This window comes from Chromobacterium sp. (assembly GCF_041912965.1).
In the GTDB taxonomy this organism is placed as follows: Bacteria; Pseudomonadota; Gammaproteobacteria; order Burkholderiales; family Chromobacteriaceae; genus Chromobacterium; species Chromobacterium aquaticum.
The window spans coordinates 150,541-166,608 of sequence record NZ_JAYSGF010000003.1; the positions used below are offsets into that span (position 1 = coordinate 150,541).

15 protein-coding genes are annotated in these 16,068 nt (G+C 57.4%); 13 read left to right on the top strand and 2 right to left on the bottom strand.

Going from position 1 to position 16,068, the window contains the following annotated elements; translation table 11 throughout:
* The first annotated feature begins 53 nt into the window (after nt 1-53).
* From ACE3QM_RS02730 to ACE3QM_RS02790, 13 genes are all read left to right on the top strand, one after another.
* A complete protein-coding gene (locus ACE3QM_RS02730) occupies nt 54-662 on the top strand; it encodes a hypothetical protein (RefSeq protein ID WP_374420050.1) in 609 nt (202 codons plus the stop codon).
* A 69-nt stretch (nt 663-731) separates the two neighbouring features.
* A complete protein-coding gene (locus tag ACE3QM_RS02735) occupies nt 732-1,349 on the top strand; it encodes a hypothetical protein (protein WP_374420052.1) in 618 nt (205 codons plus the stop codon).
* A gap of 446 nt (nt 1,350-1,795) precedes the next feature.
* The gene (locus tag ACE3QM_RS02740; protein ID WP_374420054.1) at nt 1,796-2,437 is read left to right on the top strand and encodes a hypothetical protein; all 642 of its coding nucleotides are present in this window, start codon (nt 1,796-1,798) and stop codon (nt 2,435-2,437) included.
* Between the two features lie 156 nt (nt 2,438-2,593).
* Nucleotides 2,594-4,600: a type VI secretion system Vgr family protein gene (locus ACE3QM_RS02745; protein ID WP_374420056.1), complete on the top strand. Its 2,007-nt coding sequence runs from the start codon at nt 2,594-2,596 to the stop codon at nt 4,598-4,600.
* A 4-nt stretch (nt 4,601-4,604) separates the two neighbouring features.
* Entirely contained in the window at nt 4,605-5,132 is a 528-nt protein-coding gene (locus ACE3QM_RS02750; RefSeq protein WP_374420058.1) for a toxin-antitoxin system YwqK family antitoxin, read from the top strand.
* A gap of 165 nt (nt 5,133-5,297) precedes the next feature.
* The gene (locus ACE3QM_RS02755; protein ID WP_374420060.1) at nt 5,298-6,068 is read left to right on the top strand and encodes a transporter substrate-binding domain-containing protein; all 771 of its coding nucleotides are present in this window, start codon (nt 5,298-5,300) and stop codon (nt 6,066-6,068) included.
* Nucleotides 6,069-6,460: 392 nt separating this feature from the next.
* Nucleotides 6,461-9,235 (top strand): type VI secretion system Vgr family protein, encoded by a 2,775-nt coding sequence (locus tag ACE3QM_RS02760; protein WP_374420062.1) that lies wholly within the window; start codon nt 6,461-6,463, stop codon nt 9,233-9,235.
* Nucleotide 9,236: 1 nt separating this feature from the next.
* A complete protein-coding gene (locus ACE3QM_RS02765; RefSeq protein WP_374420065.1) occupies nt 9,237-10,301 on the top strand; it encodes a DUF2515 family protein in 1,065 nt (354 codons plus the stop codon).
* Entirely contained in the window at nt 10,294-11,214 is a 921-nt protein-coding gene (locus ACE3QM_RS02770; RefSeq protein WP_374420067.1) for a hypothetical protein, read from the top strand. The genes ACE3QM_RS02765 and ACE3QM_RS02770 overlap by 8 nt, the downstream gene beginning before the upstream one ends.
* Nucleotides 11,215-11,263: 49 nt before the next feature.
* On the top strand, nt 11,264-12,178 hold the full coding sequence (locus ACE3QM_RS02775; RefSeq protein ID WP_374420069.1) for a hypothetical protein: 915 nt from the start codon (nt 11,264-11,266) through the stop codon (nt 12,176-12,178).
* Between the two features lie 49 nt (nt 12,179-12,227).
* The gene (locus ACE3QM_RS02780) at nt 12,228-13,142 is read left to right on the top strand and encodes a hypothetical protein (RefSeq protein ID WP_374420070.1); all 915 of its coding nucleotides are present in this window, start codon (nt 12,228-12,230) and stop codon (nt 13,140-13,142) included.
* Nucleotides 13,143-13,491: 349 nt separating this feature from the next.
* Complete coding sequence (locus ACE3QM_RS02785; RefSeq protein ID WP_374420072.1) at nt 13,492-14,118, top strand: hypothetical protein; 627 nt, start codon at nt 13,492-13,494, stop codon at nt 14,116-14,118.
* Nucleotides 14,119-14,199: 81 nt separating this feature from the next.
* Nucleotides 14,200-14,412, top strand: coding sequence for a hypothetical protein (locus ACE3QM_RS02790; protein WP_374420074.1), 213 nt, complete (start codon nt 14,200-14,202; stop codon nt 14,410-14,412).
* A gap of 168 nt (nt 14,413-14,580) precedes the next feature.
* Here the strand turns inward: ACE3QM_RS02790 and ACE3QM_RS02795 are convergent, their stop codons facing one another.
* Nucleotides 14,581-15,510 (bottom strand): LysR family transcriptional regulator, encoded by a 930-nt coding sequence (locus ACE3QM_RS02795; protein ID WP_374420076.1) that lies wholly within the window; start codon nt 15,508-15,510, stop codon nt 14,581-14,583.
* A 94-nt stretch (nt 15,511-15,604) separates the two neighbouring features.
* Nucleotides 15,605-16,063, bottom strand: coding sequence for a VOC family protein (locus tag ACE3QM_RS02800; protein ID WP_231460925.1), 459 nt, complete (start codon nt 16,061-16,063; stop codon nt 15,605-15,607).
* Between the last annotated feature and the right edge of the window lie 5 nt (nt 16,064-16,068).

Genomic DNA, 16,068 nt, shown 5'->3' on the forward strand with positions numbered 1-16,068 from the left:
TAACTGCTGAAAATATCCTTCAACTTATTATTTAGGACGCGGAAGCACAAAACATGAAACCAGGCAATGAAGTTTTAGCTTTGCTCCGCGACCAACCCAATGTTGCAATCAGCGCGTGGGGATTTATTGTAAGGGGAGCCATCCTACGCAATGCAGTGGGAGGAGGATGCACACTTGCTTGCGCGCGATACAACCAGTCGAGCATCTACCAGATCACGGCAACCGCTGGCGGCCCAGATTGGTACATTCCATTCAATCAAGGTGAAGCGCGATATTGCGATGTTCCCAGCGGTCAACCAGACGGCACTTTGGTTGTGACTTTCCCCATGAATGGTTGCGCACTGGCTGTACATGCGACAGCTACTGGGAATCGATTCTTTCATGATTCTGACGGCAATTCCATGGGTGGAATTGTGGTGGGCGCGCAGAAAATTCGTGTATCAAATGACGATTACTCAGGGCCAGAAAATACAACACAAGAGCGCTGCCGCCGTTATTTCGGACCAGACATGGATAATGTCGGCGGCTATGAGCACACAATCATCTGTGTCAAAAGAGGGGGACAATGGCATGTATACGGATCTGCAATCATCAGAGTGAATGCAGATGCATGGCAAGTAAAAGATCGCGTTCCCTATGCACTAGGTCAGTTTGATGATTAAGCATGGTTAATTTTCTTTACTCTCACATGACTGCATGTCTACCGCCGACAGCCTTAAAAGGAGAAAAGCATGCCTTTTTGGGACACTCTCCCGTATTTCAATGGCCCTGTTGCTTACAACATCTCACTACAAGGAGACTTATTACAACAAAACCATGTCAACACATCCAGAATAGGTCCTCGCTATATTTTCGACTATCCATGGGGAAATCATGTTGTTCTATCTGACATCCTTGGATCACCAGGACCATGCGCTTTAGTGTACTGGCTCCCATGGCAGCACAACGAAATAACAGCAGTAACATGGAGACAGCTCTATCAGTCTGGCTGCCGCTGCTTTCTAACTTCAGAGTTCTCCGGATGCCGCTTCGTTATCGACTCTTACGGAGTTGCCCATATTGCCTACTGGCAAGCGATTGGCCCTGCCTCCTACAGCCAAAGCGCAGCTCGCGACTATAAAGAAAGCACGCTTGGCCCTACTCCATCTCGTCGCAGAAAACTCTCGATAACCGGCAGTAGCGCTTCCATAGGAGAGGTCAACTCCGGATCGTTAAGCTATGGCTGGTATGGGCTGCAAGAAAGTCGATCCATCGTCTGCGGCTATTTAAACCCCATTAATAATAGATGGCAATTTAAGGCATTCATTTATAGGGCCGGCTACCAAGGTGGATACTGGTTCAACCTATGACTAGTTCCTAAGGAAAAAAAATTTGACTGTCACCATCATGAGTTAGCTGACTACCATGCCCCACCCCGCTGAAAAAACCTACTCGCGCCCACCAAGCGCTTCAGCACTAAAAAAACAGTACCCTACCTTCCCCTCATGTCTAGCGATGAGGCGCTCACACTAGTAGTCAAGACCGTAAATTGCATGCTAGGTGACACCATAATTAACCAATTTCATACATGAAATTATAAAAACGGCACCACCACTACCAGCAAGACATTTTATTTTACCTAAATATTGCTCAAGTGAAGCTAACCCGCCGTCAGAATACATAGGCATGAATGAGTAATAATATTTATTGGAAAAAGTGACAGAAAATTGGCGCAATAGGAAAAACACCTGACAAAGCATTCGATCAAAAAACAGCCCAAAACCACCAATACAATCCAACCCTAGGAAAGAAAAAAGTGACCAAGAAAATGTATGTATTCATACCTGAAACCAAGCAACAATTCCATCAAGTCACGATGGCAAAGATAGCCAATCAATTTGACTCAAATCCCAGCGACCCATTCATATGCAAAGATATAGAAATCATACAAGGAACCCATAAACCAGGAAAAAACAAACTATCAAAATTACCCAACGAATCTGAACAAAGTCTTTATATAGTAGGGCATGGAGCTCCTGGCATGAATCGAATAAGAATAGGAGAATCCGCTGAAATACCACACTTCGAGACGGGTGAAAACATGACAGCAGAGCAACTAGTACAATCACTAAAGCTAAATGGCCTAGCCAATGACTTCTGTGGCAAAATAAAATTATGGATTTGCAGTAGTGGAGCCGAAGGAAATGGCAACCCCGCACTAGCCACCCTAGTATACTTAGCATTAAAAAAAGAGGGATTTCTCAAATGTAGAGTTTATGGATACAGTTATACTTTACGCGCTAATAGATACAATGAACACACTGACACAAAATTTGCAGTTGTAGCACCCATAAAAAATGGCAGCAAAGTTGGCACGATAAAAACCACCACCCCAGAAGGAATTGTTGAAAAACTAATCAGGGCACGTGATGCAAGACTTGAATTCACATCAGGCTAACTAAAAAACAAAACCATGAAAATCCAAAACATCGCAACAACAACATTAATTATACCACTCCAAAACTCGACTTTAATTAAACACATTGCAGCCCAACAGTTACCGCATTAATTATTAGATCACCTTTGCCGTTAAACCATGTGAAATAAAACCGCCATGCCCCGCCCCTCCGACAAAACTACCCCGCTCTCGCTCAGCGCCTCGGCGCTGAAAGAGTTGTACCCGGACAGCCTGTCCGGCGACGAGGCGCTGAACGCGCTGGGCAGCTTCACTCTGGCCGGCTTCAGCGATAGCGCGCTGACGCTGGACCAGGCGGTGGCCTCCCACCTGACGCTGAGCCTGCGCCGCGACGACAACACCCGGCCGCTAGACGGCCTGTGCGCGGCGATACGCCAGCTGCCGGGCGACGCCACCGCGGACCGCTACAGCGTGACGCTGCGGCCCTGGCTGTGGTGGTTGAGCCTGGCCGGCAACAACCGCATCTTCCAGAACCAGAGCGTGCCGGACATCGTAAAAGCGGTATTTGCCGGCCACGGTTTCAGCGACTACCAGCTGAAGCTGGACACGACTTACCCCAAGCGCGAGTACTGCGTGCAGTTTGGCGAGAGCGATCTCAATTTTGTGATGCGGCTGCTGGAAGACGCCGGCATCTTCTGGTTCTTCACCCACGCCGACGGCAAGCACACCCTGGTGCTGGCGGACGGCAACAGTCATTTCCCGGACTGCCCCAATAACGCCAAGATCCCCTACCTGGGCCAGGACCTGGGCGGGCGCGAGCTGGAAGGCGTGCGCAGCGCCGGCATCAGCCGCCAGGCGGTGGCCGGCGGCTACCGCGCCGGCGATTACGAATTCACCACCGCCAGCGCCTCGCTGTACGCGCAGGCGCTGGCCAAATCCGACCTGCCCAACCTTTACCAATACCCGGGCGGCTACGCCAAGAAGGCCGACGGCGACGCGCTGGCCAAGCAACGCAGCGACGGCCTGCGCGCCGAGGAAGTGGAACTGGTGGGCGACAGCGACTGCCGCTGGCTGATTCCCGGCCACTGCTTCACCCTGAGCGGCCACCCGGACCCGGCCTGCAATATCGCCTGGGTGGTGACCCGCGTCAGCCACGAGGCCGGCCAGCAGCATTACCGCAACCGCTTCGCCGCCATTCCCAAGGCCACCCCCTACCGCCCGCCGCGGCTCACTCCCAAGCCGGTGATGCACCCGCAGGTGGCCAAGGTGGTGGGCAAGGCCGGCGAGGAGATCTGGACCGATAAATACGGCCGCGTCAAAGTGCAATTCCCCTGGGACCGCGACGGCAAGGACGACGAATCCAGCTCCTGCTGGCTGCGGGTGATGCAGCCGTGGAGCGGCAAGGGCTTTGGCATGCAGTTCATCCCGCGTATCGGCCAGGAAGTGATTGTCAGCTTCATCGACGGCGACCCGGACAAGCCGCTGGTCAGCGGCTGCGTCTACAACGGCGACAACGCGCTGCCTTACGAACTGCCGGCCAAGCAGGCGCAGTCCGGCCTCAAGACCAACTCGACAAAAGGCGGCGGCGGCTTCAACGAGTTGCGCTTCGACGACAGCAAGGACAAGGAGGAAGTGTTCTTCCAGGCGCAGAAGGACTACACGGTGAAAGTGCTCAACGACGCGGCCGCCGACGTGGGCCACGACGAAACCCTGGTGGTGAAGAACGAGCGCAAGCGCAGCGTCACCGAAGGCAACGACAGCCTCAGCGTGGACAAGGGCAACCGCACCGTGGAAGTGAAAACCGGCAATGAAACCCTCAACGTCAAGGGCAAGCGCACGGTCAAGGTGGAGGGCGACCAGAGCCACAGCACCGGCGGCAATCACGAGCACAAGGTCAGCGGCAACTATACCCTGACCGTGGACGGCAACCTCACGCTCAAGGTGACGGGCACCATTACCTTGCAAAGCGGCGGCGCCTTCACCGCCAAGAGCGACGCCGCCTACACCGCCCAGGCCGGCACCAGCCTGACCAACAAGGCCGGCACCGGGCTCACCAACCAGGCGGGCACCGAGCTGACCAATAAAGCCGGCACCACGCTGACCAACGACGCCGGGGTGTCGCTGACCAATAAGGCCAGCGCCAGCCAGACCGTGGACGGCGGCGGCATGCTCACCCTCAAGGGCGGGCTGATCCAGCAGAACTGATGCGATGGCGGAACCGATAGACATCCAGCAAGACCAGCAGCGCTTCGTCGGCCAGTTGGGCGACGGCAAGCTGCAAGGCCCGGCGCGCATCGACCAGGCCGGCGCGCCGCTGGCGCGCTTCCACTACCAGGACGGCCAGTTGCACGGCCCGGCCACCTTGCTGCACCCCGGCGGCCAGCCCTCCGCCCAGCTGCATTACCAGCGCGGCCAGCTGCACGGCGCCGCGCAGTACTGGTCGCCGGAGGGCGCGCTGCAACGCCAGGCTCATTACCGCCACGGCCTGCCGCACGGCGAAACCCGCACCCTGTTTCCCAACGGCCAAACGGCGGAGCTAGCGGTCTACCGCAAGGGCTTCAAGCACGGCCTGCAACAACGCTACCACCCCAACGGCGCGCTGGCGGAACGGCAGAACTTCATCGAGGGCAAACCGCTGGGGCCGCCCGAACGCTTCGCCGACGACGGCCGGCCGCTGAACGCGGACGGCAAGCCGATGGCACGCTGGCGCTGGTGGTGGCATAGAATGATGGGGTGAAGACACGGCCGCCCGCTGACTTAGCGCCGGTTCAACATCTCACCCGTTAAAAGCAAGGCCAAGGCAACGACAAAGAAAGCGGCGTCTTCCGTTGCCGCTAGTGGATTAAGTCATGTGACATCAAGGGATTTGCCGGCAGCGCCTATCGTCTTGAGGAGCCTGAATATGCCCGCTCTCGTCATCGCAATACTGATTTGCCTGGGCATGCTAGGCTGGCCGCCGGCCGCCAGCGCCGCCTCCGTGGTCAAAATCGCGTCGGACGACTGGTGTCCCTATATCTGCGCGGATCAAAGCCGGATCATCGGCGGTTATTTGGTGGAGCTGACGGATCAGGCGCTGAACTCGCAGGGGTATCAAGTGGAGGCTATATTCCTGCCCTTGAACCGCGCGATGAAGATGACCGAGGAAGGCGTTATCGATGGCATCTATGCGCCGGCGCTGGATCAGCGCCTGCTGCTGAGCAAGCCGATGGCTTATTCACGTGCCTGCTTTTATACCCTCAAGGACAGCAATTGGCGCTACCACGGCTTGCCATCCCTGGCCCATCAATCGCTAGGGCTGATCGCAGACTACGGCTACGACGGCGGCGCTTTCGATGACTGGCTCCTTACCGCCAAGGCGCAAGGTTTTCACATTGAGTCCAATATTGGCCAGACCGCCGGCAGCACCAATATCAAAAAGCTGTTACTGAAGCGGTATTCCATCCTGCTGGAGCATGAGACGGTGATGAATCACTTGATTGCCGTGATGCGGGTGGACGGCAGCCTGCGCAAAGCCGGTTGCCTGGAGCAAGCGCTGACCATCGTCATCGGCGTGGGCAGGAGCAATCCCAACGCTCACGCCCTGGTCCGGGCGATCAACACCGGCCTGGAGACGATCAGGGCATCGGGACAACTCGATGGGCTGAAAACGAAATACAAGATCAGCACGGAGTGAACACCGGTTCAACGCCTAGCGAGCGCAAGGCATGGCAAGCCACGGCAAAGGCGGCTCGCGCCTCCGCTAGATGAGCATATTGCAACCGCACTCAACTCAAGCTCCCAGCAAACGCGGCTGACGATGAAGCAGCCCTCGCCCCGTCATTAGCTGGCAATTAGAACAGGTGCAACCCGCCAAACCCCTGTTCAGAGCCTTCTGCGTCTTGTTGCCCGCCCGCACAGGCCATAGAATCCCGCCACTATCTATCTTTAAGAAACTGTTCAAAGTCTGCTGCGCGCCGGCGATGCATCGCCGACGCGCAGCAGATCGTAAACAGCTTCTCTGAGCCGAAAGCATCTCTCGGACACCCCCTCATGGGGGTGCTTTTATTTTTGCGTTTGGAAACCGCCATGGACCTCAGCACCCTGCTCGCCAGCTTCGCCTCCGCCTTCAACCAAGACCAGCGCCTGCTCACCCTCAGCCTGGGCGACGGCAGCGTGGCGGCCGAGCAACTGCTGCCGCTGAGCCTGGCCGGCGAGGAAGGCGTGTCCCGGCCTTACGCCTACCAGTTGGTGTGTCTGTCCCCGGACGGCGCGATCGAACTCAAGACCCTGCTCGGCCTGCCGGCCCGCCTCGGCATTCTCGATGCCGCCGGCGCGGAGAGCCTGCGCTGCGGCGTGGTGTCCAAGGTGCAGAGCCTAGGCTCGGATGGCGGCTTCAGCCGCTACCAGTTGACCATCGAACCGCCGTTCGCGCTGCTGCGCCATCGCGTCAGCTCACGGGTGTTCCAGGACCTGTCGGTGCCGGACATCGTCAAACAGATCCTGGCCGAGCATCAGCAAGCCAACCCGGTATTCGCGCGGGTGCAGACCTTGGAGTTCAAGACCGGCCCGGCCTCACCACGCAGCTACTGCCTGCAATACCGCGAATCCGATTACGACTTCATCGTGCGGCTGCTGCACGAAGAGGGTTATGCCTGGCGTTTTGATCATGTCGATGGTGACACCCCCCAGGTGCAGCTGGTCGCCTTCGACGACCCCTACAGCCTGCCGCCGGCCGGCGTGGAACGGGTGCGCTTCCACCGCAGCGACGCCACCGAAGCCGAGGACGGCCTGACCGAGTGGAACGCGCAGCGCCAGATCGTGCCCGGCACGGTGGCCTTGGCCAGCTTCGACTACCAGCCGGTGCAGACCCAACACAGCGGCGACGACAGCCGCATCGACCAGGGTCAGAACGGCAAGGCCTTGCAATCGTCCTTGCACGATTACGACCCGCAATCGCTGTACTACGCCGGCGACGCCGACCAGCTCAGCCACTACGCCCAGCTGCGCCAGCAGGCGCATGACCTCAAGGCCAAACAGTTCAGCGGCGGCGGCTCGGTGCGAGGCCTGGCCGCCGGCCAGTGGTTCCGCCTGGACGAACACCCGGCCCACGACGGCGACAGCAGCGAACAGCGCGAATTCGTGGTCACCCGCCAGACCTTGAGCGCGCGCAACAATCTGCCGGCGGATCTCAAGGCTTTCCAGGATGGCAAGGAAGCGCAACCCTTCCGCGCTGACTTCGACGCCCAGCGCCGCGGCGTGCCGCTGACCCCGGCCTACGCCCATACCGAACTGGCCAAGCCCAAGTCTCGTGGCGTGCAGACCGCCACCGTGGTGGGCCCGCAAGGAGAGGAAGTCCACACCGACCAGCACGGCCGCATCAAGGTGCAGTTCCACTGGCAGCGGCCGGACGAACACCCCAGCATCGGCGCGGGGATGGACGATAAATCCTCCTGCTGGCTGCGGGTGGTGATGCCCAGCGCCGGCGCCGGCTGGGGCCATCAATTCATCCCGCGCATCGGCCAGGAAGTGTTGGTCGACTTCATCGAAGGCGATATCGACCGCCCGGTGATTACCGGCGTGCTCTACAACGGCAGCCATGCCACCCCGGACTTCAGCGGCGCTGGCGCGCTGCCAGCCAACAAGACGCTGTCCGGCATCAAGTCCAAGGAATACCAGGGCGGCCTGTACAACGAACTGCTGTTCGACGACACCCCGGGTGAAGTTCGGGCCAAGCTGAGTTCCGAACCCGGCAAGACCCAGCTGAATCAAGGCTTCCTCACCCAGCCGCGCAGCAATGGCAAGGCCGAACCGCGCGGCGATGGCTTCGAACTGCGCACCGACCATCACGGCGCGATCCGTGCCGGCCACGGCCTGCTGCTGAGCACCGAAGCGCAGAACGGCGCATCCGGTAAACAACTGGCGCGCGAACAGGCGCAAAGCCAGCTCGATGCAGCCCTGGCCCTGAGCCAAAGCCTGGGCGACACCGCCAGCGGCCAGCAGGCCGACACCATGGAAACCGGGCCGGAGGAAATCGGCCCGGACAACGCCAAGGCCGCCAAGAAAACCGAAGGCCATCTGCAACACCAGGCCGCCGCCTTGAAAGCCTGGGAAGCCGGTTCCAACACCGACAAAGACGGCAAGACCGCCAAGGAACAGACCGGCCGCCAGCCCTTGCTGGTTCTGTCCGCGCCGGCCGGTATCGCCAGTCTGAGCCAGCAAAGCCAGACCGTGGCCGCCGGCACTAATCTGGACTTGGTGGCACAGCGCGACAGCAACCAAACCTCGGGCCGGCGCTGGCTCCACAATGTGGGCCAGCACATCAGCCTGTTCGTCGCCGGGGTCAAGGACCAGATCGCGCTGAAGCTGATCGCCGCCAAGGGCAAGGTGCAGGTTCAAGCGCAGAGCGACAGCATCGAGGTCACCGCGGACAAGGATGTGACCGTCACCGCCTGCAAGGGCAAGGTGGAAATCGCCGCCGGTCAGGAAATCCTGCTCACCAGCGGCGGCGGCTATATCCGGCTCAAGGGCGGCAATATCGAAGTGCACTGCCCGGGCGAAGTCAGCATCAAGGGCGCCAGCCACAAACTGAGCGGCCCGGCCAGCATAGGCGTGAACATGCAGGGCTTTCCCAGCGCGGAACGCTATGATGAGCAATTCCGCATTCTGGGCCCCACCGGCAAGCCCCTGTCCGGCCTGATGCTGGCCATCAGCGACGGACAGCAGCACTTGCTCCAGCACACCAGGTCGGACGGCAGCACCCAGCGCGTCCATACCCAACAATCGACACCGCTGGAGGCCAGCCTGGTATGGCATGAGATACTGCCATCCGAAGACATGCAGCCACCGGAAGGAGAACCGTGAGATGGCGGACAGCACCGCTTACAAAGCCAATACCAATACCACCGAGGGCTCCGTCTGCACCAATAAGGCCGACTGCAAAACCCCGCTGTCACAGGCCCAGGCTTTCGCCTACCTGCGTGTCTCGCGTCCAAGCCTGCTTTCAAGTATTTTTTCCAGCACCGAAGAGCAGAAACGCCCCGAGTCACGCCGCATCCTCAACAATTACGGTGACAGAGCAAGAGTGATTGCCGCCACTTACGCCCGCTTTTATCTAGAAATTGAGGAGCACGGCAATATCAAGAAAAAGGGCCGCTATTACTGGATGGCCCTGGGCGCCTTCGCCAGCAAAACCGTGGCCTGCACCATTGACTCTTGGCACTCCACCGCCGGACAGGTGATATCCCTCTCTTATCTGCCCAATGCCGCCGACACCGACTTTGTCAGACGCCACCTGGCACTGGGCAATTTCTGGCTGTTCCAGGACATCGCCCCCTTCCACTGGTACTACAGCCGCTACCCGGAACACTTCGATAAGTGCGTGCCATCGCGCAGCTGCAAGAACCTGCACAAGCAAGTCATCGACAATCTGGAGCGCATGGAACAAGGCGCGGAAGTGCTCCCGCAAATAAACTATCTGGCGGCCACCCCTAGTGTCATCGAAGGATTTAAGCTGGTTAGGCAAATAGAGCAAGAAACCAGCCCCCGCACTCGAGCTCAGTTGCAATTGAAGCACCTTACATTTATTGCAGTACATGAGCAAAAAGAGATCTTGCAGCCGTTAATGTATGAAAATTCCGCCTTCAAGAGTTGGGTCAAGCTACAGCGCGAAGGCAAGGAGATGATCAAGGACACCATGCTCAACCCGCTTCTGCCAGATATCGAGCTGGTCTTCACCCATGCCTGCAAAACAGATCAAAAGGAATTGAAGTCTGTCCCACCAACTGGCACCAAGCTAGAGGATTATGACAGCAGAATGAATTGGATAATGGAGGCTGCAAAAGCTTTTCATAATCTAATGGAAACCAGGAAAACCTTTATGGAGGCCGAATTGAAAACCATGGCAGGCTGGCATAGCGGCAATGACTAGGACAACAAAAATCATTCTGGGCTTGCTGATTGCGATCGCCGCCATCACTGCCATCGCATTCAAAGCCCCAGAAAAAATCCAAGAGAATCGCAAAAAAATGACTCCCACCTATCCAAAAAACATAGAGTTGGCCTTATACCAACATGGTGATGATTGGCAAAAAAAATACTCAACGGCTCTCGCACCGGAAATTAAAAACTTCGGCGTGAGCATTTACAAAACACAGCCATTTGAATCCAACGCTCTCCCCTCTGCCATCGTGGATGCAGGTGGCGTGAGAACTGTCATCCCAAACGCTTTAAGCATCATGGCTACCGATGATAAAGATCGTGGCGTAGGAATAACCATTATCGACATCAATGCCCGAGTCAAAAACGGCGGAGCAATGTCTCATGATGAAGCCCGGCTCTACATCCTAGACATCATCGAAAAGCTCTCCATCGCGGGCTGGAAAATGGTGACTCCCTTAAACAAACCTAGATTGAATGGTATTCATGCCTTGAACTACTATGGCGCGGATGCCTTGGACCCAAACTACAAGCTATCTTTCGCGGAATGGATGCAGCTTAAGGGAATACTGAGTTGGGAGCTCTACCTCAATCATACCTTTATAACGCTGAATATTAACCGAGACCAAGACCATTTGGACCCCAACAAACCCGGCGCTTACATCATGAGCTTCACCATAGAACCACATGAAGAAGTGCAAAGAATCTATGTGGATGAGAAGGAACGCGATCACTGGCGCCAGCTATGGATTCCCATTGCCAGGAAGTTAAGGTCAGAGCGGAATATCAAGGAAGCCACCCTCAAGGCTCAGGGCATTCCCATCGTCAGCGACTACAAAGACCCGGAGCTGCCGCCAGCGCCGCCGGGCCAGCAAAACCCGGTGATCCCCAAGGATCTGCAATAAACTTGGCCGGCCTCGGATGGGGCCGTCTTTTTTGATGCTACGGACCAATATGAGTAAAACCGCCCTCATCACACTGGCCGCACTCCTTGCCATCATCGGGGTCATCGCCAGCATTACGTCCCGCGCTGAGCCGCCGCGCCAAGAGCAGGCGCAGCCGGCCTATCCTGCGCATATAGAACTGGCGCTGTATCAGCGTGGTGAAGATTGGCAAAAAAAATACTCAACGGCTCTGGCGCCGGAAATTAAAAACTTCGGCGTGAGCATTTACAAAACACAGCCATTTGAATCCAACGCTCTCCCCTCCGCCATCGTGGATGCTGGCGGCGTGAGGACTGTCATCCCAAATGCTTTAAGCATCATGGCTACCGATGATCTAGATCGTGACGTAGGAATAACCATTATCGACATCAATGCCCGAGTCAAAAACGGCGGTGCCATGTCTCATGATGAAGCCCGGCTCTACATCCTGGATCTCGTTGAAAAATTCACCGCTTTAGGCTGGAAAAACACATTTTTCTTAAGCAAGCCCAGGCTAAGTGGCGTCCATGCCTTGAACTACTATGGTTCTTTTGCACTAGACCCAAGCTACAAACTGTCTCTGGCAGAATGGATGCAATTTAAAGGGTCTCTCAACTGGAGATTCTATCTCAATCATACTTATATGAGTTTGACGGTGGACCGGGATCAAGACCATCTGGACCCCAATAAACCCGGTGCCTATATCATCAGCCTGACCATAGAGCCACACGAGGAGACACAAAGAAGAAATGTGGAGGAAAAGCAGCGTGATCATTGGCGTCAGCTATGGATTCCCATTGCCAGGGAGTTACGGTCCAAACGCAATATCGAGGAAGCCAAGCTCAAGGCTCAGGGTATTCCCATTGTCAGCGACTACAAAGACCCGGAGCTGCCGCCAGCACCACCTGGCCAGCAAAACCCGGTGATCCCCAAGGATTTGCAATAAGCTTGGCCGGCCTCGGATAGGGCCGTCTTTTTTGATGCTACGGATCAATATGAGTAAAACCGCCATCATCACACTGGCCGTACTTCTTGCCATCATCGGTGGCATCGTCGGCATCACGTCCCGCGCTGAGCCGCCACGCCAAGTGCAGGCGAAGCCGGCCTATCCTGTGCATATAGAACTGGCGCTGTATCAACGTGGTGATGACTGGGAAAAGCAATACCCGACCGCCGTCATCGCTGAAACCAGAAACTTTGGCTTGAATTTTTATAACAGCATCGATTTCGATGCCAATGCCCTCCCTACGGTCACCATAGACGCAGGCGGAGTAAAGACGGTTATCCCCAAAGCCTTAAGTATCATGGGAGTGGAAAACAAGACCCGTGGCCTAGGCATAACACGCATAAACGTCCATGCCCGAGTCAAAAACGGCGGAGCAATGTCTCATGATGAAGCCCGGCTCTACATCCTGGATCTCGTTGAAAAATTCACCGCTTTAGGCTGGAAAGCAGCATTTTCCTTTAATAAACCCAGACTAAGTGGCATTCATGCCTTGAACTACTATGGCGCGGATGCTCTGGACCCAAACTACAAGCTGTCTTTCGCGGAATGGATGCAACTTGATGGCTCTCTAAACTGGGAGCTTTATCTCAATCATACTTATATGCACGTGACGGTGGACCGGGATCAAGATCATCTGGACCCCAACAAACCCGGCGCTTACATCATGAGCTTCACCATAGAACCACATGAAGAAGTGCAAAGAATCTATGTGGATGAGAAGGAACGCGATCACTGGCGCCAGCTATGGATTCCCATTGCCAGGAAGTTAAGGTCAGAGCGGAATATCAAGGAAGCCACCCTCAAGGCTCAGGGCATTCCCATCGTCAGCGACTACAAAGACCCGGAGCTGCCGCCAGCGCCGCCGGGCCAGCAAAACCCGGTGATCCCCAAGGATCTGCAATAAGACCCGCTAACAAAACCCCTGATCCTGCGTTGTGCCTCCTTGTCGTACTACTTGTACTGCCTGCGTCGGCACGCCTTGGCTCAGGTTCTCTGCGAGGTTTTGTTAGCGGCTCTAAGCTTGGCCGGCCTCGGAGGGGCCCGGCCCTCTTAGAACGTGTTTACGATCTCGCGAGCTAAGGCGAGACAAGGCGAAAACGAGCGAAAAAGCGGAATGTACACGTGGTACATGAGCATTTTGAGCTGGTTTTCAACGCCGTATCGCCGACGCGCAGCAGATCGTAAACAGGTTCTTATGCCATGTTGAGGACGATGGCCTGAGCGAGGCGATTGAAACACACAGAACCTAGCCCATGACTGACTACAGCATCCTTTATCACACAGCCTGCTTTGACCAATTCAAGCATGGTTCCAGCACAAGAACGGAGCGCATTGGCGCGCCGGATGCGGCCGAGTTTGCTCTCGTCATGGCTAAAAGCCAGGATGGCGGCATTGGCTTTGATCAGTGCGCGGCAAGCGGCAATTTGCTCAAGGCATTGATTTCACATTGCTTCCACTTCAATGTCCAAAACGCGCTCTGCCCTCCGCCAAAAACGCCGCTGGCCTATCTGCCGCGCATGCTGTTCCGGGATAAGAATGGAAGATTCAAGGCGCTTCATGACGAGCACATGAAATTCAAGCAGGAACTCAAGAAGCACGCCATCCTGTCTCGGCACCGTGAAAGCAAGCCGCCATCCCAACCGCTGCTCAGCGCCTTCCTGGATGAGCCGCAAACGGAGATCAATAGCCAGGTTTACGAACTGCTCGCCCATTCATGCCATTATGTTTGCATGGCAAAACTGGCCGGCGAATATGGCCATGGCGCGTTTGATGTGTTCTCCAGCGATCTGGAGTTCTTTTTTGCGGAGCTGGCCATTTTAGCCGGCCCCCACACCGCCATCATTCCAGTGGAGCATCCATCGACACTGCCCATGAATTGAACGCCATCCTCCGCCCAAGCCACGCTTCGCGCCTCCGGCGCCACGATGCGGTCCAACGAAGAGGCCGCAAACAGGAGCCATATGGAACCCAAAATCAAGCCGCATGATGTGCTGAGGGTGTATGCCTTGCTTGAGAATATCCAGCAGCTATTCCATCAGCCGGACAATTACACCATGGAGAATTTTCAAAGGTTTGGCGAGGAAAACTACCCGGAAATCCACCAGCTTTACTACGAGGTGGTCTGGAATTGGCTGTCCGAGGAAGAACAAAACCAAATCATGGAGCACCCCTAACCGCTGGCGAGCCGAGCCGGTTTTAGAGCGTGTTTACGATCTCGCGAGCTAAGGCGAGACAAGGCGAAAACGGCTGAGAAAGCGGAATGTACAAGTGCTACATGAGCATTTCGAAGCGGTACTCACCGCGTCACGTCTCACGACGCGCAGCAGATCGTAAACAGGTTCTTAGCGCCCAGCGCCGCCCTCTGCCCGCAGCCAATCGAACAGATTCGCCATCGCCTCGCTGCGCAGCGTATCGCGCGGCCGCGACAGCCACCATTGCGCACCCGGCTGGCGCGGGTAGCCCGCCAGTTCGCGCAGCCGGCCGTCGGCCAATGCTTCCTCCAGCGCCAGCGATGGCAGGCAGGCGATGCCGTGGCCGCGCAGGGCCGCGTCCAGCGCCAGCTGCGGCGCGTCGTAGACCGCGGCGATGCCGAAACGCGGCAGCAGCGCTTGCAGCGCGGCTTCCGCCGCTTCCGGCATGCGCGTCTTTTCCAGGCAGATCAGCCGCGCCTGTTGCGGGTGGCGCTCGGCCGGCAGCGCCGCCAGCTGTTCCGCCAGCGCCGGCGCGGCGACGAAGCGCCAGTCTTCGCGCAGCCAGGCCGCATCTTCCCAGCCGGCCATCGCCAGCGGCTGGCGGCCGATGACGATGTCGACATCGATTTCGTCGGCCTGGCCCGGTTCTTCGTCGGTGGACAGCAGCGGCACGATGTCGGGATGGACGGCGCGCAGCCGTTCCAGCCGGCCCTGCAGCCAGCCATGCAGCACAAAGGCCGGTCCCACCAGCACCACCAGCCCGGGATCGGTGTAGACCGCGATGCGATCCAAGCCGCGCCGCAGCGTGTCCAGCGCGCGCCGCACGCTTTGTTGCAGCATTTGGCCGGCAAAGGTCAGCTCGATGCCGCGGCCCACACGCTGGAACAGCGGCTGGCCGACAAAGGCTTCCAGCTGCTGGATCTGGTGGCTGACAGCGGACTGCGACAGGTGCAGCGCCTCGGCGGCGCGGGAGACGCTGCCCAGCCGCGCGGCGGCTTCAAAGCCGGCCAGCAGCCGCAGCGAGGGCAAGCGGCCCGGCCCGGCCGCGCCCTCGTCTTCCCTGATTTGATCCTTGCTCATGGCGATGCGGCCTCTTGATGGAGAAGTGAGCGGCCTGGCCGGCATTAAAAAACCGCTCGCAAGCGAGCGGTTGGATGCGGCGGCGCGGCGCGGCTCACTCCAGCTGTCCATTCAGCTTGAGTTTGCCCACCAGCCAAGTGTGGTCGTAGCTGACGATCTCGAACGGGTTGCCGAAGGGATCGACAAAGGACAACGAGCAGAAGAAGCGATGGTCGCGCACTGAATCGCGGGCGATGGTCTGGCCTTCGCTATTGGTGACGCGCTCGCCGGCCAGCTGGTCTATCCATTCCAGGAAATCCTGGCCGCCCACGACAAAGGCGATGGCGCCCTGGTGGCTGACATTGCCGCTCTTATCCTCGTTCACCGCCAGGCTCACCGCCAGGCGCACCGCGCCGTTGGCGTTGACCAGCATCACCGCGCCGTGCGGCCCTTCGCGCATATGCTTGTAGCGCGGGTCCGGGGCCATGGCCAGCACGCGCTGATACCATTTCAGGGCCTTGGGCACATCAGTCACTCGAATGTGGATGTGATCGATCTTGCCTAAAGTCAGCATGACTT